Below are 16616 nucleotides of genomic sequence, written 5' to 3'. Positions count from 1 at the left end.
TATTAAATGGCCTTGCCGTTTATTCCTTGACCGCTCCGATCATCACCCCTTGGTTGAAGTACTTTTGCACGAACGGGTACAGGCACATAATCGGAAGGGTCGATACGATAATGACCGAATACCGCATCATGTTCGCCAGCCGCAGCGCGATATTGGCCGCTTCCCCGCTGCCGAGGCTCGACTGCATTTGATTCGTGATCAGGATGTTTCTCAGAATTAACTGCAGCGGATATAAATTGGGATTTTTCAAATAAATCAAAGCATTAAAATAGGAGTTCCAGTAGCCGACGGCGATCCACAAAGCGAGCACGGAGATGACCGCCTTGGACAGCGGCAGCACGACCAAGACATAATAGCGCAAGTTGCCGCACCCGTCGATCTGGGCCGCCTCCCACAGGTCCCCCGGTATGCTGGTCTGGAAAAAGGTCCGAGCTACGATGATGTCGTAAACGACGACCGAAAATGGCAGCACCATCACCAGGAAAGTATTGTACATGTGAAAATCCCGGATGGTCAGGAAGGTCGGAATCAAGCCGCCGCTAAAAAACATCGTGAAAATAAAAAACAGGGAAATCGCCTTACGGCCGACCAGGTCTTTACGGGACAATGCGTAAGCAGCCGATACGTTCACGATAAGGCCGACCGCTGTGCCGACGACCGTATAGAGAATCGTATTGCGGTATCCGATCCAAATGTTCTCATGCTTCAGCAGCTCTTTGTAGCCGTCGAGCGTAAAGCCTCGCGGAAACAGCCATACCTGGCCGTTGCCCACGGCCGAGGGGTCGCTGAAGGAGGCGATGACGATAAAATACAGCGGATAGATGAGGACGATCAGCAGCAGCACCGCGACGATGTAGAGCAAAACTTCCAGAGCGCGGTCGGATGACCGGCCGCCGGCCCTTCCGGTGGCGGTGCTTGCCGCCTGCATGGCTTCCACGGTGTTATTCCCTCCCTTACCACAGACTGTTGCTGCTGAGCTTTTTGGAAATCTGGTTTACCAGGATCAGCAGCACAAAGTTGATCAGCGTATTAAACAGGTTGATGGCCGATGAGAAGCTGTACTGGCTGCTGAGCAGACCGATTTTGTACACGTACGTGGAAATGACTTCGCTGGATGAGATGTTCAAGTTGTTCTGCATCAGATACACCTTCTCAAAGCCGACGCCCAGCAGCCCGCCCATCCGCAAAATAAACAGGGTGACGGCCGTCGGGATCAGCATCGGAATATCGATGTAACGGATTTTCTGCCAGCGGCTGGCCCCGTCTACGGTTGCCGCTTCATAGAGGCTCGGATCTACGGCTGACAGCGCCGCAATGTAGATAATGCTGTCCCATCCCGCGTGCTGCCACACATCCGACCAGACATACACGCTGCTGAACATCCCGGCAGATCCCATGATATTGGGTGCCTCCGCACCGAACAGCCGGTAGATGCTGCCGATCAGGCCGCTCCCCGGAGACAGCAGGATCAGCATCAGGCCGACCATGACGACGGTAGAGATAAAATGAGGCATGTACGTCACAGTTTGAAAAAACCGTTTAAACCGGTTTGCCCGCATCTGATTGACCATCAAGGCCAACACGATCGGGATCGGGAAGGTCACGATGCTGTACAGGCTGATGATCAGCGTATTTTTGATCGTGACGTTAAATTGGTAGGAATGAAAAAATTTCTCGAAATACTTCATCCCTGCCCAGGGACTTCCCATAATGCCCAGCGCCGGACTGTAATCCTTGAACGCAATGAGGACGCCGTACATCGGCTTGTAGGAGAACAGCAGCAGCAGGATCGCCGCCGGCAGCAGCAGCACGTACAGCCCCCAATTCCTTTCGATTCTTCCCCAGGTTCGCCGGAAGCCGGATGACTCTGATTTCAACGCAGGTCCCCCCTCTCTCCTTTCTTTCGGAACAAGACTCATTATAAATGGACTTGAGGAGCTTAATCGGACCTCTTGCCGCCGTTATCCGGACTCCCGGGTACGGAAAAGTCTGTCCGCGCAGCCACGCCAACCGTCCGATCCGGACGTAAGGATGTCACTTTCCGGACTTTTGGAGCGGATGCGCAGTATTTCGCATTTTGTTACGGGCCGGGGTTATATATAATGAAAAATAAAGCGCATTCATAAGAGGAGGCGTCAGAACAGAACTTTCATGCGGCTAATCATCCACCGTACCGGCAAACCTTACCCGGTCAAACATTATGTCAACATGCTGATTGTCATTTTATTTACGGCACTGGTCCTCGATTTTATGATCAGCTATGCTTCGATCTCCATCGTCAAGCAGCAGTCCGGCCGAAGCCTGCGGGACACAGCCGATCTGTACATCAACCGGATCAACCATGATTTCGCCTACATCAATCACTACATGGGCTGGTCGCTGGCCAATGACCAAATCATCGAGACGATGGATGAGAACGCTTCAGGTTCGGCTGAATTTCTAAAGTCCAACACCCAGCTTCATCAGCGATTTACCGAGCTGCAGAAAAATTACGGCCAGGCCTATCAATTTTTCATCTATCTGAAAAACAAAGATTTTTTCCTGAACTGCGCTCCCTTAAGCATCGGGTATCCCGATTATTTGGAACTGAAACGGCAGATCATTTCCTACGCCGAGGACAAAAATGTATACGACAAGTTTTATTCCCGCTGGACGCCGGTCCTGGTCCGGAATAAATACTATATTGTCAATATCGTCCCTTATCATGACCGTTATTTGATCTGCCTCATCTCTGCTGACGAACTGATCCGTCCGCTGCAGAGCATCGACATGGGGAAGAACGGCACCGTCTCTCTTGTTGATGAGCAGGGGATCAATATTTCCACACCGATCCGCGTGGACGAGACCCAGGCGCTGGATAACGCCAAGCCTTCTCCCTTCGGCCTCGCCCACTCCCGGGCCGCCGTGACCAGCCGGTTCTCCGACGCCTCATTCAGCGTTCAAATGATCGCCAGATACGGCACGTTCGAAAAAATTATGATCGCCCAGCTGGTCATCATTCTGCTGGCACTGATGATCGCGATCGTCCTCTGCATCGTCATGCTCTATTTCAACAAACGGGTGCTGCGGCCGATCCAAAGCTTCTCGGATACGCTCACCCGGTGGAACGAGGAGAGTGCCGCATTGGATTTTAAAAACAGCAAGATCATCGAACTGGAGCAGGCCAGCCAGCAGTTTAAGCATCTGATCGGGCAAATCCGCAGGTTCAAGATCGATATGTATGAGCAGGAGCTGGAAAAGCAGCGGATCCAGCTGGATTACATGAAGCTGCAGATCAACCCGCACTTTTTTCTCAACTGTCTGACGAGCATGTACAGCATGGCCCAAATGCAAATGTATGGCGAAATCGAGCGGATGGCCATGTCGACGACCCAATACTTTCGCTACATCTTTCAGAACGGGCACAACTTCGTGCGGCTGCAGGATGAAATTGAGCATGTCCGCATTTATCTCGACATCCAGCGTCACCGGTACAGGAACGCCTTCGCCTATCATATTTCCCAAGATGCAGGAACCGGAGATATCCGCATTCCCCCGCTCGTGCTGCAGACCTTCATTGAAAATGCCGTAAAATATGCCGTATCACGCGTCACCGAGGCAAACATTACGTTATCGGTCTGCAGGGAAATGCCGGATGATCTGGCCAAAATCACGATTTCGGATTCGGGACCGGGCTTTCCTCCGGACATTTTAGAACAGCTCATGCATGGTGGGCCGCTGAACGCGGAGAACGGCAACCGGATCGGTATAATGAACACGATACAGCGCCTTGCGCTGCTCTACAAGGGTCAAGCAGACGTCTCCTTTTCTAACCGCGAGGGAGGCGGAGCCGAAGTAACCATCACCATCCCCGTATCGCCGCCGGAAGCCATTGATTAAGGAGGAATCGCATGAACGTGTTACTGGTGGATGACGATTATTTTGTCGTAACGGCGCTCGAAAGCAAAATCGACTGGCAAGCACTATCCATTGAGCAAATTTACACAGCTTATAACGTTTCCCAAGCGAAGGAAATTTTGCAGCAGCACGCCGTAGACATTCTCATATGCGATATTGAAATGCCGCAAGGCAGCGGCCTGGAGCTGCTGGCCTGGATTCGGGAGGAGCGCTACCGGGTGCAGGCGATATTCCTGACGAATTACGCGGACTTCAACTACGCGCAGAAAGCGATCGAATTGCAGAGCTTCGATTATTTCCTCAAACCGATCGAGTTTGACAAATTAGCCCTGATTATCCGCAAGGCGGCCAACAAAGCGAGCGAGGAACGGTCGATTGAGGAGGCTGCGCGCGAGGGGCTGCTGTGGAAAAAAAACCAGAACCGCCTGCTGGAGCTGTTCTGGCGCAAGCTGATCACGGGCAAAAGCTTTCCCTCGGAACCCCGGGCCATTCAGCGTGTTATGGAGGAACAGCATTTGCCTTATCAACTGTCCGACCGGTTTACGCCCCTGATCATCAAGGTGTTTCCTCATGACGGGAGTCTTGGCAAAAACGACAAGGACCTGTTTGATTACGCCTTGCTCAACGTGTTGAACGAACTGCTGCGGAGTCCCTTGTACAAGGTCGAAACGGTGCTGGAATACACGGAGAACCACTGGATTGTCATTTTACAATGGAGCGCCGAGCCTTCTACCGGTCAGATTGAAGACACATGCGCCTCCCTCATCCCCAAAGCCAACCGGTTTCTGAAGTGCGACGTATACTGTCATTTGGGACTTACTGAGAGCTTGGCGTCGGTGCATCCTATGATCCGGCAGCTGATTCATCTCAATGAAGAAGTGATCAACATCCGTAATCAAGTCTTCCGTATAGATCAACGGCCGGTGGACGAGGCGGCTTATATCCCGCCCGACCTAGAGCTGCTGGAAAGACTGATGAGCGATGGTGACGCTTCCACATTTTGTGCGGAAATAAGCCGGTATCTGCATGAATTGACCGGGCGGCAGGCGCTGAATGTGTCCGCACTGCGGCAGTTCCGGCTTGATTTGATGCAGATGATTTACTCTTTTCTGAAGCAGCGGGAAATCCAGGCCCATAAGCTGTATTCCGGGAGTGCCAACGATCAATTGTTTCAGCAGTCGCTCCAATCGATTGAAGATATGGAGCAGTATATCGCCTATCTGGTAGATACGGCTCTGGCGTACCGGACGTTTGCAGAAAAGCCCAACTCGGTCGTGGAGGAAATCAAGCTGTATATCAGCAAGCATATCGGGGACGATCTGACGCGGAACAGCCTTGCCGAAACCGTCTATCTCAACCCGGATTATTTGGCGCGTTTGTTTAAAAAGGAAACGGGTGTGCCGTTAGGCAACTACATTATCGAGACCCGAATTCAGATGGCAAAGCATTGGCTCGCCACATCACAAATGCCAGTTCATATGATCGCCGGAAAAGTTGGCTACGCCAACGATTCGTACTTTTCCAGGCTGTTCAAGCAGGAATGCGGCATGACTCCTTACGAATTTAGGCAAAAGCAGCAAAAAGACCACCTGGGGTAGGCGGTCTTATCAACAGCATGGACGCGGCAGTTTCCTTCAGTGAAATCAAGGGGAACAGTCACGTCGCCGGGCTGAACTCCGTCAGTTCTTCTTCCTGGGCTTCTTCGCTTCCCACCCACAGCTCCACCAGCCTGTCTCCATTGTACAGCTCGATGTTCAGTTCATCGGCATACTGGTACGCACCCGCCGTGAATTCCCCGGTCGTCGCTACATACCCGCCGACGGCACCGCGCTTCACCATCTGGGAATGGACCACGGCAATGGGGCCGTAATCCACCGGATTCCGGTCGTCAGCACAAACGGCCAGCCCCAGGTACAAGCCATGGTCGGTGTGCTCCTCGATATCGATTCCGTAATTGCGTGATGCTCGGGTGACATAGGTCCGTCCTCCCCTTACCGCTTCCATCATTTCGGCGACAAACGCCTCAAATTCGAGGGACCCTTCGTCCTTGTCTTCACCCTGTTCCTTTTTATATCGATGATATAAGCCTATTTTTAGCGTTTCTTTCATCTCGTCATGGGTGGTCAGCGTATCGATCGCACTGGATCGGTAATGTATCAACATCCCTTTCTGCCGGAGATAGAGCAGCAGCCAGCAGACATTGGTCACGATTAATATACTGATGATCACAATCTTCCAACCTCCTTCTATGAAAATCAGTGTAACCAGTGCCGATCGTTTTCAGACCTTCAAGCCACGGCCAAACGAAAAAAGCTGCCTGCAGTTAGACCTGCAGACAGCTTTCAAATGAATATGATGACATATGAAATGATGAATGAATTCCAAATCGAATGAATTCGCTTAGACTCTATCGTTTACTCGATATAATCCTTTAATCGTTTGCTCCGGCTGGGATGTCTCAGCTTCCGCAGCGCTTTCGCCTCAATCTGGCGGATGCGCTCACGGGTTACGCCGAATACTTTGCCGACCTCTTCCAGCGTGCGCGTGCGGCCGTCTTCGAGGCCAAAGCGCAGACGGAGCACGTTCTCTTCACGCTCTGTCAGCGTGTCGAGCACATCGCCCAGCTGTTCCTTCAGGAAGGTGAACGCCGCAGAGTCAACCGGTGCCGGGGCGTCGTGATCCTCAATAAAGTCACCCAGCTTGGAATCATGCTCGTCCCCGATCGGCGTTTCGAGCGAAACCGGATCCTGCGAAATTTTCATAATTTCACGGACCTTCTCTACGCTGAGCTCCATCGCCGCAGCGATTTCTTCCACTTCGGGTTCACGCCCCAGCTCTTGAACCAGCTGCCGAGATATACGGGCCAGCTTGTTAATCGTTTCGATCATATGGACCGGAATCCGGATCGTTCTTCCCTGATCGGCAATGGCCCGCGTAATCGCCTGTCTGATCCACCATGTAGCATAGGTGCTGAACTTAAAGCCTTTCGTGTAATCGAATTTATCTACGGCTTTGATAAGCCCCATGTTGCCTTCCTGGATCAGATCCAACAGCTGCATGCCGCGGCCCGCATATCTCCGGGCAATGCTGACAACCAGGCGCAGGTTCGCCTCAACCATAATTTTCTTGGCTTCCTCGTCCCCTTCGGCGACGCGCTTGGCCAGTTTGATTTCTTCTTCCGTGCTCAGCAGGCCGACACGGCCAATTCCCTTCAAGTACATACGCACAGAATCATCATTCTTCATGCCCGTCGGCAGCAGCTCGACGTCAGCGTAGGGCTGATCTTGCTCCTGTTGATTCGACTCGGCTTGATTTCTCATCACTTCATCGCGTTCACGTTCTTCCATCATCCTGTACGTTCCTCCCCCTGAAAATAATCTCTCTGTATCGCTTGATACGGCTTTCTGAGGTGTAAAAAATATTGACAATCACCAATCGTTGTGATACGATAATTGGTAATAATGTGATTAATTTTGGAGTACACATTATAATATCATATACGCATTTACATTTCAATATGTTTCATAGAATTTAGCCTTTTGGATGAAATTACATAATATAGACCCGCCGGAGTAACGCTGATGTTCTCCTGCGGGTCTTTTTTGTTGGCTTTATCCGGATGAAGAACGGTATATGATCCGGTACGGGATCTGCAGCTTTTCCCTGGAACCACGGGTCACGAGCCTTAAAGCCTCCTCACCTACCCGGAAGAGCTGATGGTCTACCGTGGTAAGCTGAAGGACTTGGCCAATCGGCTGATTTTCCTGTCCGATGATGGCAATATCGTCCGGAATACGCAGCCCGGCAGAGAGAACAATTTGGTGGATTCCGGCTGCCACCTCGTCCCCGTTGGCATACACGGCAGTCGGCCGGACTTTTCCTTCAAGAAAGTGGCGGGCGGCATCCATACCATCCTTTAATGTGGTGCAGCTATCCTGGCACCGGCATGGAGGTACTTCCCCAAAAACGTCCCGGTAAGCCTGCATCGTCAGCCGGGTGCTGATGCTGGTCTCCCCTCTTGCTGTCGTGAACGCTACCTCTGTGTGTCCCCAGTTTTTCAGGAAGGAAAACACCTCGAGCGTCGCGGCATACCGGTCAATGTACGCGCAGCCGATTTCCTCCAGTTCCGTATACTCGCAGGCTACGATGTGACCATATCCCGCAAAGGGGACGATGGACGACCAATCGTTGGCACGGGACGTAATGATGATCCCGTCGAGCAGTTTAGTTTTCAGCATCGTTAAATACTCCAGCTCTTTCTCCGGATCATACCGGGTTGGAAGCACGGTCACGGTGTAATCTTCCTCAACCGATTTGTTCAATACACCGCTTAGCATCCGGTCGAAAGCCGGGTTGTTGTTGTACGGGATGATCACGCCGATGCTGCGGGTCCGGCCGCGGATTAAATCAACCGCATTGCGGTTTGGCGTGTAATCCAGTTCGTCGATGGCTCGCTGCACGGCGGCTCTTTTCTCAGCGGAAACGTACGGATGCTGGTTGAGAACCCGGGATACCGTGGATACCGAAACACCGGCTCGTCTGGCGATTTCGTGAATGTTGGCCATAACTCCCTGCCTTCTGACTTTTTCATTTCGAATGGTTCCTTTATTATATCACGCTGACTCCGGTCCTCATTACGATAGTGGACCAGCCGCAGCGGATTATTCATCCCGGGACTGAATGTCGTACTGATCTGCCTGCAGCAAAAGCTGCTCGTTGCCTGGTGCCTGAATGACAACCCGTGTCCCGCTGACAATCGGCGCTCTTCCGTCCGGAAACCAAGGCCGTTCGCGGTCCACCACGATCAACAAGCCCTCGGCGTCGCCCATCGCCGCAAATTGCCGGCCGTCGCCGCTCCACATGGACAGTCCCAGCTTCGTTTGAATCTGTTCCACGGCAGCGGCTACTTCATCAACAGGGAGCCCGATTTCGCTGATCCGCAGCAGCTGGCTGCTTGTAAAGTCTTCATTTTCGGCGTTATCAAAGGAATGGTGGGCAATGAATTCAATCAGATTCTCATCCGGATCGTAAAAATACAGGGCATCGGCATTCCAGTTCCCGAAATGAAATTGATCCCCGTCCTGATCGCGGAACAGTGTAATTCCACGCTGAGCGGCCCATTTTTTGGCTGCTTCGAGCTGATTCGTCGGAATCGTAAAGGCAATATGGTACATCGATTTTTCGCCGGGCGCTGCCGCCTTCTGAAGAATGAGCTGGCTGCCGCCGGCTTGAATGGTGACCCTATCCGGCTGTTCTTCGGCCACTGGAAGACCGAGCTTCCCGGCGTAAAATTGCTTCATCTCCGCAAAATGCCGGGTATTTATCGTAAGTTGTTGGATTTTCATCGTAAAAGACCTCCATGTGCTTCTGATTATCAATGTATTGCTCTGCGGCAGCGTATGCAGCATTTCAAAATGCGGCATACCCCGTTCACCGTAGGGCACATGACCTGGCCCGCTTCCGTCGCAGGTCAACGCAATGCTTCCCTCTTCCACGAATCTTTCAGCGAAACGATCCGGTTAAATATCGGTACCGGCCCGGTCAGATCTTTGTGATCCAGGCAGAAATAGCCTTGGCGGATAAACTGGTATTTGGCATCCGGTGAAGCATTTTTCATCCATGGCTCCATGATCGCTTGCCTGAAAATGATTCGGGAATCGGGAGATACCAGCTCTGCCCAATCATTGTCCGATTCCGCCACGGACGCGGCATCTTTCAGCAGGCTGCCGTACAAGCGGATCTCGGCGGGAACACCGTGTGCGGCGGACACCCAATGTATCGTCGACTTCACCTTTCTGCCGCTGAACCCGGTCCCGCTTTTTGTCTCGGGATCGTACGTGCAGTGCAGCTCTTTCACTTCACCGGTCTCCGGATCCTTGACGGCATGATGGCATTTTACATAGTACGCCCCCTTCAATCGAGCTTCGCCTCCCGGAAACAGACGATGAAAGCCCGGTACCGGATGTTCCATAAAGTCCTCCCGCTCGATATACAATTCTCCGGAAAAGGGGACATCCCTGCCGCCAAGCATCGGATCAGCATCACTGTGGTTGAGATGCAGCATTTCCACCTGATCCTTCGGATAATTCGTGATGACGACTTTAAGCGGATTAAGCACAGCCATCACAGCGACAGACTTATCCTTTAAATCCTGGCGGATGAAGTGGTCGAGCATCGCCGCATCCACCGTGCTGCTCCCCCTCAGCATGCCCACTTCCTGCATGAACCGCCGGAGGCCTTCCGGCGTAACGCCTCTTCGCCGCAGCCCCTTCAAGGTCGGAAGGCGGGGATCATCCCAGCCGTCGACGAATCCGCCTTCGACCAGCTCCCTGATGTACCTTTTGCTCGTGACCATTCCGGAAACGTTCAGACGTCCGAATTCCCGCTGCTTCGGGGGTTCCGGTACTTCCAGCTCGCGCAGCACCCATTCGTACAAGGGGCGGTGATCCCTGAATTCCGCGGAGCACAGCGAATGCGTAATGCCCTCGATGGCATCCTGGATCGGATGGGCAAAGTCATACATCGGATACACGCACCACTCACTCCCTGTCCGGTAATGCTCAGCGTGGATGATGCGGTACAAGACCGGGTCCCTCAAGTTGATGTTGGGCGAGGACATGTCGATTTTGGCCCGCAGCACCTTGGCGCCGTCCGGGAACCGGCCTTCCTTCATTTGATGGAACAGGGATAGATTGTCCTCCACAGACCGCTCGCGATAAGGACTGTTTCTTCCAGGCTCCGTGAGCGTTCCGCGGTATTCCGTCATTTCCTCCGCCGACAAATCGCAGACATAAGCCTTTCCTTTACGGATGAGCTTCAAAGCCGCTTCGAAGATCTCTTCCGAATAATCCGAGCCAAAGTACACCGGCAAGTCCAGACCAAGCCACCGGACATCCTCCCGGATCGCCTCCACGTATTTCATGTCTTCCTTCAGCGGATTCGTATCGTCAAAGCGCAGATTCATCTTCCCGTGAAATGCTTCGGCAATGGCTGCGTTCACGTGAATGGCATAGGCGCTTCCGATGTGCAAATAGCCGTTCGGCTCAGGCGGAAACCGGGTCGCGATCGGTCTAGAATACGTTTCGTTCTCCACATCCTCCATCACGGTTTACGTTAGAAAATCCACGGCTTCTTCTTTCCTTACTTTTCCTTCCATAAACTGTCCCCTCCTGCTCTTATATCAATCAAAAAGAAAACAAAAAAATCCCGCCTCCAAGACGCTGACGTCTTGGGGACGAGATTGTATTTCGCGGTGCCACCCCGGTTCGCGGATCTATCGCTACATCCGCCTCTTCGGGTACGGCATGGACGCATGCTTATACCCTAGCTCTGTAACAGGAGCTCCTGTCGCACCATCCGAAGAAATGAGGATCCCTCTTCCGATGCGCCGCTCGGAGGCTTGCTTCAATGACGGGCGGCCTGCTCCTTCACAGCTGCCGGAGCTCTCTGCAAGGCTGCTCGTTCATCTACTCTTCTCTTCACCGCGTTTTCGTTCCGATTTGATTTTGACCATATTAACATCATTTTCGGCCAATGTAAACCGCATTATGCATGCTTTAACCGGAAAGGCGGGGATTAAATAACCTCCAGGCCATCGTTATCCGGCAGCGGCGGATGCGGGGTGTGCGGCTCGGACTGATACCAGAAAGCGACGGAGGCGATATCGTCCTGCAGCGGCAAATAGCGGCCGCCGGAACGCCAACCGAGCGCCTGGATCGTTACCTTCAAATCCTGTTCAAACCGGATCGGATCCATCACATGCCAGCGGTACATCCCGAATCGCTGCTGGCTCCGGTACAGGCCGTCCGGTCTGATTTGCTGGTGAAAGCCCAAATAGGCAGTGGAAAACGCACCGTACTGTCCCTGTGGATGCTCAAAATTCCAGGCGCCGCCAAAATAATCTTCGGTTCCGGTGCCGCAAATCGTCGGGAAATCGCGGTCGCCGTCCATATAGAACTTGATCTCGCCTTCTCCCCACCACCCCGTGTTGTTCACCTGCCATGCGATGTACGTGCCGACATACTGTCCCCTCCCCTTCACGCCATCCAGAAGCACATGGTCCTGCTTATACGGCAAGGGGTTGCTCCGGCGCCATTGGGCGTGAAAATAGGCCGCATCCTCCGGCACTTCGGTCAGCGTATAGGTGAACTGGTAATACAGCACGACGGGTTTGTCCATCCGGTTCTCTACCGTAACCCGGGCTTTCTTGCGAAACGGCATCACCCAATAGCTGTTCATCCCGCCGGCGGGATTGACCGCCACAGGCAGGGAGTTGACATTGCTCCGCTCGCACCATCCGTTGCAGAAGAAGTCGCCGACAGGCACTTCTACGGAAGGCTCCGGCTCATCATCCCAATAAAAGCGCAGAATCATATGACGCCAGCTGTCCGGAAAGCAGGTCAGCCAAATATGCTGAATGGCCCCGGGTCCGTCGATTTCTGCGGCGGTAAACACCTCACCCGGTTTGATCTCCACCGATGGCGATATTTTCCATCCTTGACCCAAATCCCGGCCGGCATTCGCTCCGGTTCCCTGGGTGGCCATGCCGCCTTTTCCTTTAGCTCCCGTCACATTTTCCGCGCTGATCGATCTCGTCTGTGCCGAGGACATCCGGAATAGATTGCCCAGGCCCATGTTCAGCCCGTTAAAAGGTTCCATGCTCATCTCTCCTGTCATTGGTCAAATCGGATTTGCATTAAAGCGGTTACAAGTCATTCTACAGGCGTTTCCCCTCTTTATCGATGTTGGGACTTGTTATTTGTTATCCATTCTTGCTATTGTCAGAATAAAGAACCGCCGAGCCGCTGAAAGAGCGGAAACCCGGATACGGGACCATTAGTGGAGGGAGCTGTCAAAGCGTATGGACCGGCAACAGCTGCTGCAAGCCTTATCCCCCTACGTGCGAAGGGCGTGGCATCACAAAGTTGACCGTATGAAACTGGCGCCGCGGATCATTTTTGATTACGAACTGCTGTATGTTGAACAAGGCGAGCTCGACATCCGGATTGGCGGGGATTCACTGACTGTGTTTCCAGGCGACCTGCTGCTGTTCAAGCCCGGTATAGAGCATGAATTTGTCCGTTCCAGGGGCCCCTGCTGGATGCCCCATATCCATTTCGACGCCCTGTATTATGAAGACTACGAGGAGGTACCGATTAACTTTAAGCTGCGGGCGGAATGCAGCCAACAAGAGCTTTCGTGGCTCCGGCCGGATTGGCTGGGTTCCGTGCTGGAAATCCCCCATCTGATCCGGGTACAGAACCATGCGGAAATTCATCAGGAGCTGATGCGGCTCATCCACGCCTACGAGCGCCGGGATGCCGAATTTCCGCTGCTTCAGAAATCGCTCGTGCTGGATATTCTGTATTTGATCATCAAGGGCCTGAAAGCGGCCGGACATGGTCGGCTCTCGCTGCATCAGGCTGCGATGGAGCGGGCGGTGACCCACATTATGGAGCATTACGATACCGTGATCCGGCTGGAGGACTTGTCCAAAACGGCCTGCTTGAGCCTGTATCATTTCTCGCGCGTATTCAAGCAGACGTATGACGTGTCCCCGCACCAATTCCAGATCCGGTACCGGATGGAGCGGGCCAAGGAGCTGATGATGTACAGCCGGTTATCCTTGTCCGCGATCTCCGAGCAGGTTGGCTACAGCAGCATTTACGCTTTCAGCAAAGCGTTTAAGTCCGCCTGCGGAATCTCTCCGAAAAAATACATGAGCACCCATGCCTCCATGGGTGCTCCGGAAATCCATCATTAAGCCGCTGACGCGTAAACGCGAAGCGGCCTTTATTTACTTTGCCGTTGTGGCAGCTTGAACCAGCTTGTCCAAAGTGCCGCTTCCGAGTTCCCCCAGCCTCCAGACGGCCACATGGCTAATCCCGGCTTGGCGCAGCGTGTCGATCCAGGAAGTCAGCGTTGAACCGTCCGCATACCACACCGTATGTTTTACGTTCTTATCATCGGTGTACTGATAGTGCAGACTTCCGCTGGCCGTGTCCCGCTTAAGCTCCGAGCCGTTCGTGTACCGTATCTTTACGGCCTGCTGTTCGGTAATGGCAGTCACTTGATCCCCATGCCAGTCAAAGCCCCCGGCCGCAATCGCGATCGTCTTCACCCCCGGAACGGCTGTCATCCGCTTGGCTAATTTTTTCAGAAAAGCTTTGTCCGCTTTGGGTCCCGGACCGCTGTGCGTACCGTACAGATTGTAGGCCATCATCACATATTCAGGCCCTTCGGGCAGCTTCAGCGTTTCGACGGGAGCCATTGACTCCAGCACGATGCGGAGCGATTTCCCCTTGGCATGCATTCGCTCATACAATTCGCGGTAAAAAGCGGTCATATAACCCCAGTCCTTGTCCGGGATGCGCTCATAATCGATCTCCACCCCTTGAAACGAGTATTGATCGAGCAGCGCTTCAATCTCGGCAATGTGCTTCTCCCGTGCTACCTTCGTGGATACCAGCCGCGAGACCAGCTCCGAGTCTTTGGGGGACTCGCTGCCGTCCTGCCGCACGATATCGTTAACAAGGGTCAAGTTCAACTCGTCGATGCCGGCAGCCTCCGCCGTTTCCCGGATTTGCGGCAGCGCTTCATGGAACGCCTTCGTAAAATAGGGCTGATCCGATTCGTCAAAATAGGCGGCAAACGCCTGAACACGGCTCAGAGCCTTGCCCAGCTCTCCTGTATCCGCAAGCCCCGACTCCCACTGCCAATCCACCACCCATGCGGTAAGGTCCACAGGAGTTCTGGCCGGCGGAGCCGCCGCTTGCATCGCCGGCTGCCTCATCCAAATGCTGAAACCGACCCCTACGGCGACGATGACAAGCATCAAAGTCGTCCATCCGGATTGAGCCACTTGCTTCATACCCATCTTCTCATTACACCGCCATTTCGCCTTTGAAATTGCTCTTTCGTCAGAACGTATCGATGGCCCAATCGATCGTCGCGTCCATGGCATGCTCAACCTGCGCAGCGACTTTTTTCCAGCCGAGCAGCTTATTCGTATACCACACCGAGGTTTTTCCATCCGCCGCATTTTCCGTAGTCACCGTGACATCCTCAAAGATTCCATCATAGATATCGTCCTTGGTGTTTTGCGGACTATAGGCTGATCCCAGTCCAATGGCACCGCCCTTCAGCGAAGGATCGACCGGGGCTTGGAGAACGGGCTGCCCGTCCACGATGACCTCCAGCCGATTTCCCGACACCTTCATTTGAATCTGTCGGGTATTTTTGATGTTGAGGGGATATTCATCCTCGTCATTAGTATTGGCGCCAGCCTGCGCTTCTTCTGCGGAATACACCGTTGCCTTGTCAAAGGCGAGGTCCTCCGAAGACCACTTGACCGGATCCAGCTTTTGTGAACCCAAGGTGGTTACAGACGACCCGGACAGCTTCTGCTCCACCTGGATTTCATTGCGGTCCAGCGTGACACGCACGTACTGCTGACCGTTTCCAGGGTCCCTCAAGTAAAAAGACTGCTTGCCAACCACGTTGCCGGAAACCTTCGCGCTTAAGGTGAAATCCTCCGGCGCCTGTTCACCTTGATCCAGCAAAAGCTTGCCTTCCCCGGCAGGCGGTGACGTCAGAACGATCCGGTTATCCTTGAATTCGGCGGCGCCTCCAGCCTGCTTCCACTGCCCCGACTGCTTCTGGTCCCCGGTCACGTACGTCATTTGCTGGCCGCTGTCCTTGCCGATTTTCATCAATAGATGGTTGGTTGACCAATAGGGCTCAGGCTGGACGCGGGTCAGGTTGTACACATCCTGTGACGGCCCGTTAAACGCATTGCCCTCCAGGTTAAAATGCATCTGGAATAGAGAACGAATATTGCGGTCATTTACATCCGTCACAAGCGGGTTCATGCTCCCGTACATCGCGTTGGCATGCATGATCATATAGACGCCGGGCACGAAGCCGAGTTTGTCAGTATAGACCGTGTCCATCAGCTGATAGTCCTTGCTGATCCGCGCCTGCATCGTATCCCGGTCCTCGAGCGGAATCATGTTTTCATCGCGGATAAAATCCATAAGGTAGTGATTATAATGCTCGATGTCCTCTTTGCTGTCCAGCTTGTTTTCGTCCTTGACGCCGATGTAGCCACCGTTTTTATCGAAAATATTGATGTAGGTCAAACGGTACCCGTTGGTCCCCATTTCCCAATATCCGCTTTTCATCATGCGGCGGAGTTCCTTGGGCTGCACGAATTTATGATCCCCGTTCCCCATCTTGTTGGCATAGGTGAGGAAGGTCGCCTTATCATTGTATCTCTCCAGCAAAGGCTGGGCATAAAGACTGGAGTCATTGCGCCCGTCCTCAAAGGACAAAAACAACGCCTTGTCCGGCAGCGCCTTCCCTTTATGGTAGAAATCGAGGATGTCCTGCTGTGACACCGTGACATAGCCTTGATCATGGAGGGTTTGCAGCTGGGCTTTGAGCTGTGCTTTATCGATCAGAAGCGGCGTTCCGGTTCGGCTGACCCCAAAATAAGACAGTGCGACAAACCCGCTTCGATTATGCCACGTCGACTTGTCCGGTTCGGCGTAGCGGTCGGTTCTTGCGACGGCTTGGTAGATCAGAAAGATGACCATGATCACCAGGAAGAGCTGGATCCAGGTTTTGATCCACTTCCGCCGGTTTTTGCGCTTCACATCAAGCGCTTCGCTGCGTTTTCCTTTTTTCATCCTGCATCCTCATTTAAATTTCGCGGTTCC

Annotated in this window: 13 protein-coding genes and 1 other annotated feature; of the genes, 3 read left to right on the top strand and 10 right to left on the bottom strand. The window is 53.2% G+C overall.

What is annotated here, in order from left to right; all coding sequences use genetic code 11:
• Nucleotides 1–19: 19 nt before the first annotated feature.
• Together ABID47_RS16375 and ABID47_RS16370 are read right to left on the bottom strand one after the other, a co-directional pair.
• On the bottom strand, nt 20–928 hold the full coding sequence (locus ABID47_RS16375) for a carbohydrate ABC transporter permease (RefSeq protein WP_354498793.1): 909 nt from the start codon (nt 926–928) through the stop codon (nt 20–22).
• Nucleotides 929–953: 25 nt separating this feature from the next.
• Entirely contained in the window at nt 954–1919 is a 966-nt protein-coding gene (locus ABID47_RS16370) for an ABC transporter permease (protein WP_076166856.1), read from the bottom strand.
• A 232-nt stretch (nt 1920–2151) separates the two neighbouring features.
• Here ABID47_RS16370 and ABID47_RS16365 point away from each other — a divergent pair, with 232 nt between their 5' ends.
• On the top strand, nt 2152–3879 hold the full coding sequence (locus ABID47_RS16365) for a sensor histidine kinase (RefSeq protein ID WP_354498209.1): 1728 nt from the start codon (nt 2152–2154) through the stop codon (nt 3877–3879).
• Between the two features lie 11 nt (nt 3880–3890).
• Nucleotides 3891–5495, top strand: a complete 1605-nt coding sequence (locus ABID47_RS16360) for a response regulator (RefSeq protein ID WP_354498207.1) — start codon at nt 3891–3893, stop codon at nt 5493–5495.
• A gap of 58 nt (nt 5496–5553) precedes the next feature.
• Here the strand turns inward: ABID47_RS16360 and ABID47_RS16355 are convergent, their stop codons facing one another.
• From ABID47_RS16355 to ABID47_RS16330, 6 genes are all read right to left on the bottom strand, one after another.
• Nucleotides 5554–6126 (bottom strand): restriction endonuclease, encoded by a 573-nt coding sequence (locus ABID47_RS16355; RefSeq protein ID WP_354498205.1) that lies wholly within the window; start codon nt 6124–6126, stop codon nt 5554–5556.
• A 185-nt stretch (nt 6127–6311) separates the two neighbouring features.
• The gene (gene rpoD, locus ABID47_RS16350; RefSeq protein WP_240913186.1) at nt 6312–7217 is read right to left on the bottom strand and encodes an RNA polymerase sigma factor RpoD; all 906 of its coding nucleotides are present in this window, start codon (nt 7215–7217) and stop codon (nt 6312–6314) included.
• 291 nt (nt 7218–7508) lie between these two features.
• A complete protein-coding gene (locus tag ABID47_RS16345; protein ID WP_354498203.1) occupies nt 7509–8462 on the bottom strand; it encodes a LacI family DNA-binding transcriptional regulator in 954 nt (317 codons plus the stop codon).
• 96 nt (nt 8463–8558) lie between these two features.
• The gene (locus tag ABID47_RS16340) at nt 8559–9242 is read right to left on the bottom strand and encodes a VOC family protein (protein WP_354498201.1); all 684 of its coding nucleotides are present in this window, start codon (nt 9240–9242) and stop codon (nt 8559–8561) included.
• A gap of 125 nt (nt 9243–9367) precedes the next feature.
• Nucleotides 9368–10999, bottom strand: coding sequence for a glutamine--tRNA ligase/YqeY domain fusion protein (locus ABID47_RS16335; protein WP_354498790.1), 1632 nt, complete (start codon nt 10997–10999; stop codon nt 9368–9370).
• A 125-nt stretch (nt 11000–11124) separates the two neighbouring features.
• Nucleotides 11125–11388 (bottom strand) — a binding site (T-box leader).
• An 84-nt stretch (nt 11389–11472) separates the two neighbouring features.
• Nucleotides 11473–12555 (bottom strand): glycoside hydrolase family 172 protein, encoded by a 1083-nt coding sequence (locus ABID47_RS16330; RefSeq protein ID WP_251675167.1) that lies wholly within the window; start codon nt 12553–12555, stop codon nt 11473–11475.
• 202 nt (nt 12556–12757) lie between these two features.
• Here ABID47_RS16330 and ABID47_RS16325 point away from each other — a divergent pair, with 202 nt between their 5' ends.
• Nucleotides 12758–13660 carry a helix-turn-helix transcriptional regulator gene (locus ABID47_RS16325; RefSeq protein WP_354498199.1) on the top strand — a complete coding sequence of 301 codons (903 nt, stop codon included), beginning with the start codon at nt 12758–12760 and terminating at the stop codon, nt 13658–13660.
• Between the two features lie 33 nt (nt 13661–13693).
• On the opposite strand, the gene ABID47_RS16320 is transcribed toward ABID47_RS16325, so the two are convergent.
• Nucleotides 13694–14767 carry a glycosyl hydrolase family 18 protein gene (locus ABID47_RS16320; RefSeq protein WP_354498197.1) on the bottom strand — a complete coding sequence of 358 codons (1074 nt, stop codon included), beginning with the start codon at nt 14765–14767 and terminating at the stop codon, nt 13694–13696.
• 49 nt (nt 14768–14816) lie between these two features.
• Nucleotides 14817–16586: a polysaccharide deacetylase family protein gene (locus ABID47_RS16315; protein WP_354498195.1), complete on the bottom strand. Its 1770-nt coding sequence runs from the start codon at nt 16584–16586 to the stop codon at nt 14817–14819.
• Between the last annotated feature and the right edge of the window lie 30 nt (nt 16587–16616).

The sequence above is a fragment of the Paenibacillus favisporus genome (assembly GCF_040545415.1).
Taxonomy (GTDB): domain Bacteria; phylum Bacillota; class Bacilli; order Paenibacillales; family Paenibacillaceae; genus Paenibacillus_AQ; species Paenibacillus_AQ favisporus.
Note: the sequence above shows the minus strand (reverse complement) of the source record. Positions and strands in the feature narration are given on the sequence as shown.

Excerpts from the sequence above, each read along its gene's own strand:
- rpoD (WP_240913186.1), bottom strand. The coding sequence starts at position 7,217 with ATGAGAAATCAAGCCGAGTCGAATCAACAGGAGCAAGATCAGCCCTAC.
- ABID47_RS16340 (WP_354498201.1), bottom strand. The coding sequence starts at position 9,242 with ATGAAAATCCAACAACTTACGATAAATACCCGGCATTTTGCGGAGATG.
- ABID47_RS16370 (WP_076166856.1), bottom strand. The coding sequence starts at position 1,919 with ATGAGTCTTGTTCCGAAAGAAAGGAGAGAGGGGGGACCTGCGTTGAAA.
- ABID47_RS16345 (WP_354498203.1), bottom strand. The coding sequence starts at position 8,462 with ATGGCCAACATTCACGAAATCGCCAGACGAGCCGGTGTTTCGGTATCC.
- ABID47_RS16315 (WP_354498195.1), bottom strand. The coding sequence starts at position 16,586 with ATGAAAAAAGGAAAACGCAGCGAAGCGCTTGATGTGAAGCGCAAAAAC.
- ABID47_RS16320 (WP_354498197.1), bottom strand. The coding sequence starts at position 14,767 with ATGAAGCAAGTGGCTCAATCCGGATGGACGACTTTGATGCTTGTCATC.
- ABID47_RS16330 (WP_251675167.1), bottom strand. The coding sequence starts at position 12,555 with ATGGAACCTTTTAACGGGCTGAACATGGGCCTGGGCAATCTATTCCGG.
- ABID47_RS16365 (WP_354498209.1), top strand. The coding sequence starts at position 2,152 with ATGCGGCTAATCATCCACCGTACCGGCAAACCTTACCCGGTCAAACAT.
- ABID47_RS16360 (WP_354498207.1), top strand. The coding sequence starts at position 3,891 with ATGAACGTGTTACTGGTGGATGACGATTATTTTGTCGTAACGGCGCTC.
- ABID47_RS16325 (WP_354498199.1), top strand. The coding sequence starts at position 12,758 with ATGGACCGGCAACAGCTGCTGCAAGCCTTATCCCCCTACGTGCGAAGG.
- ABID47_RS16375 (WP_354498793.1), bottom strand. The coding sequence starts at position 928 with ATGCAGGCGGCAAGCACCGCCACCGGAAGGGCCGGCGGCCGGTCATCC.
- ABID47_RS16335 (WP_354498790.1), bottom strand. The coding sequence starts at position 10,999 with ATGGAGGATGTGGAGAACGAAACGTATTCTAGACCGATCGCGACCCGG.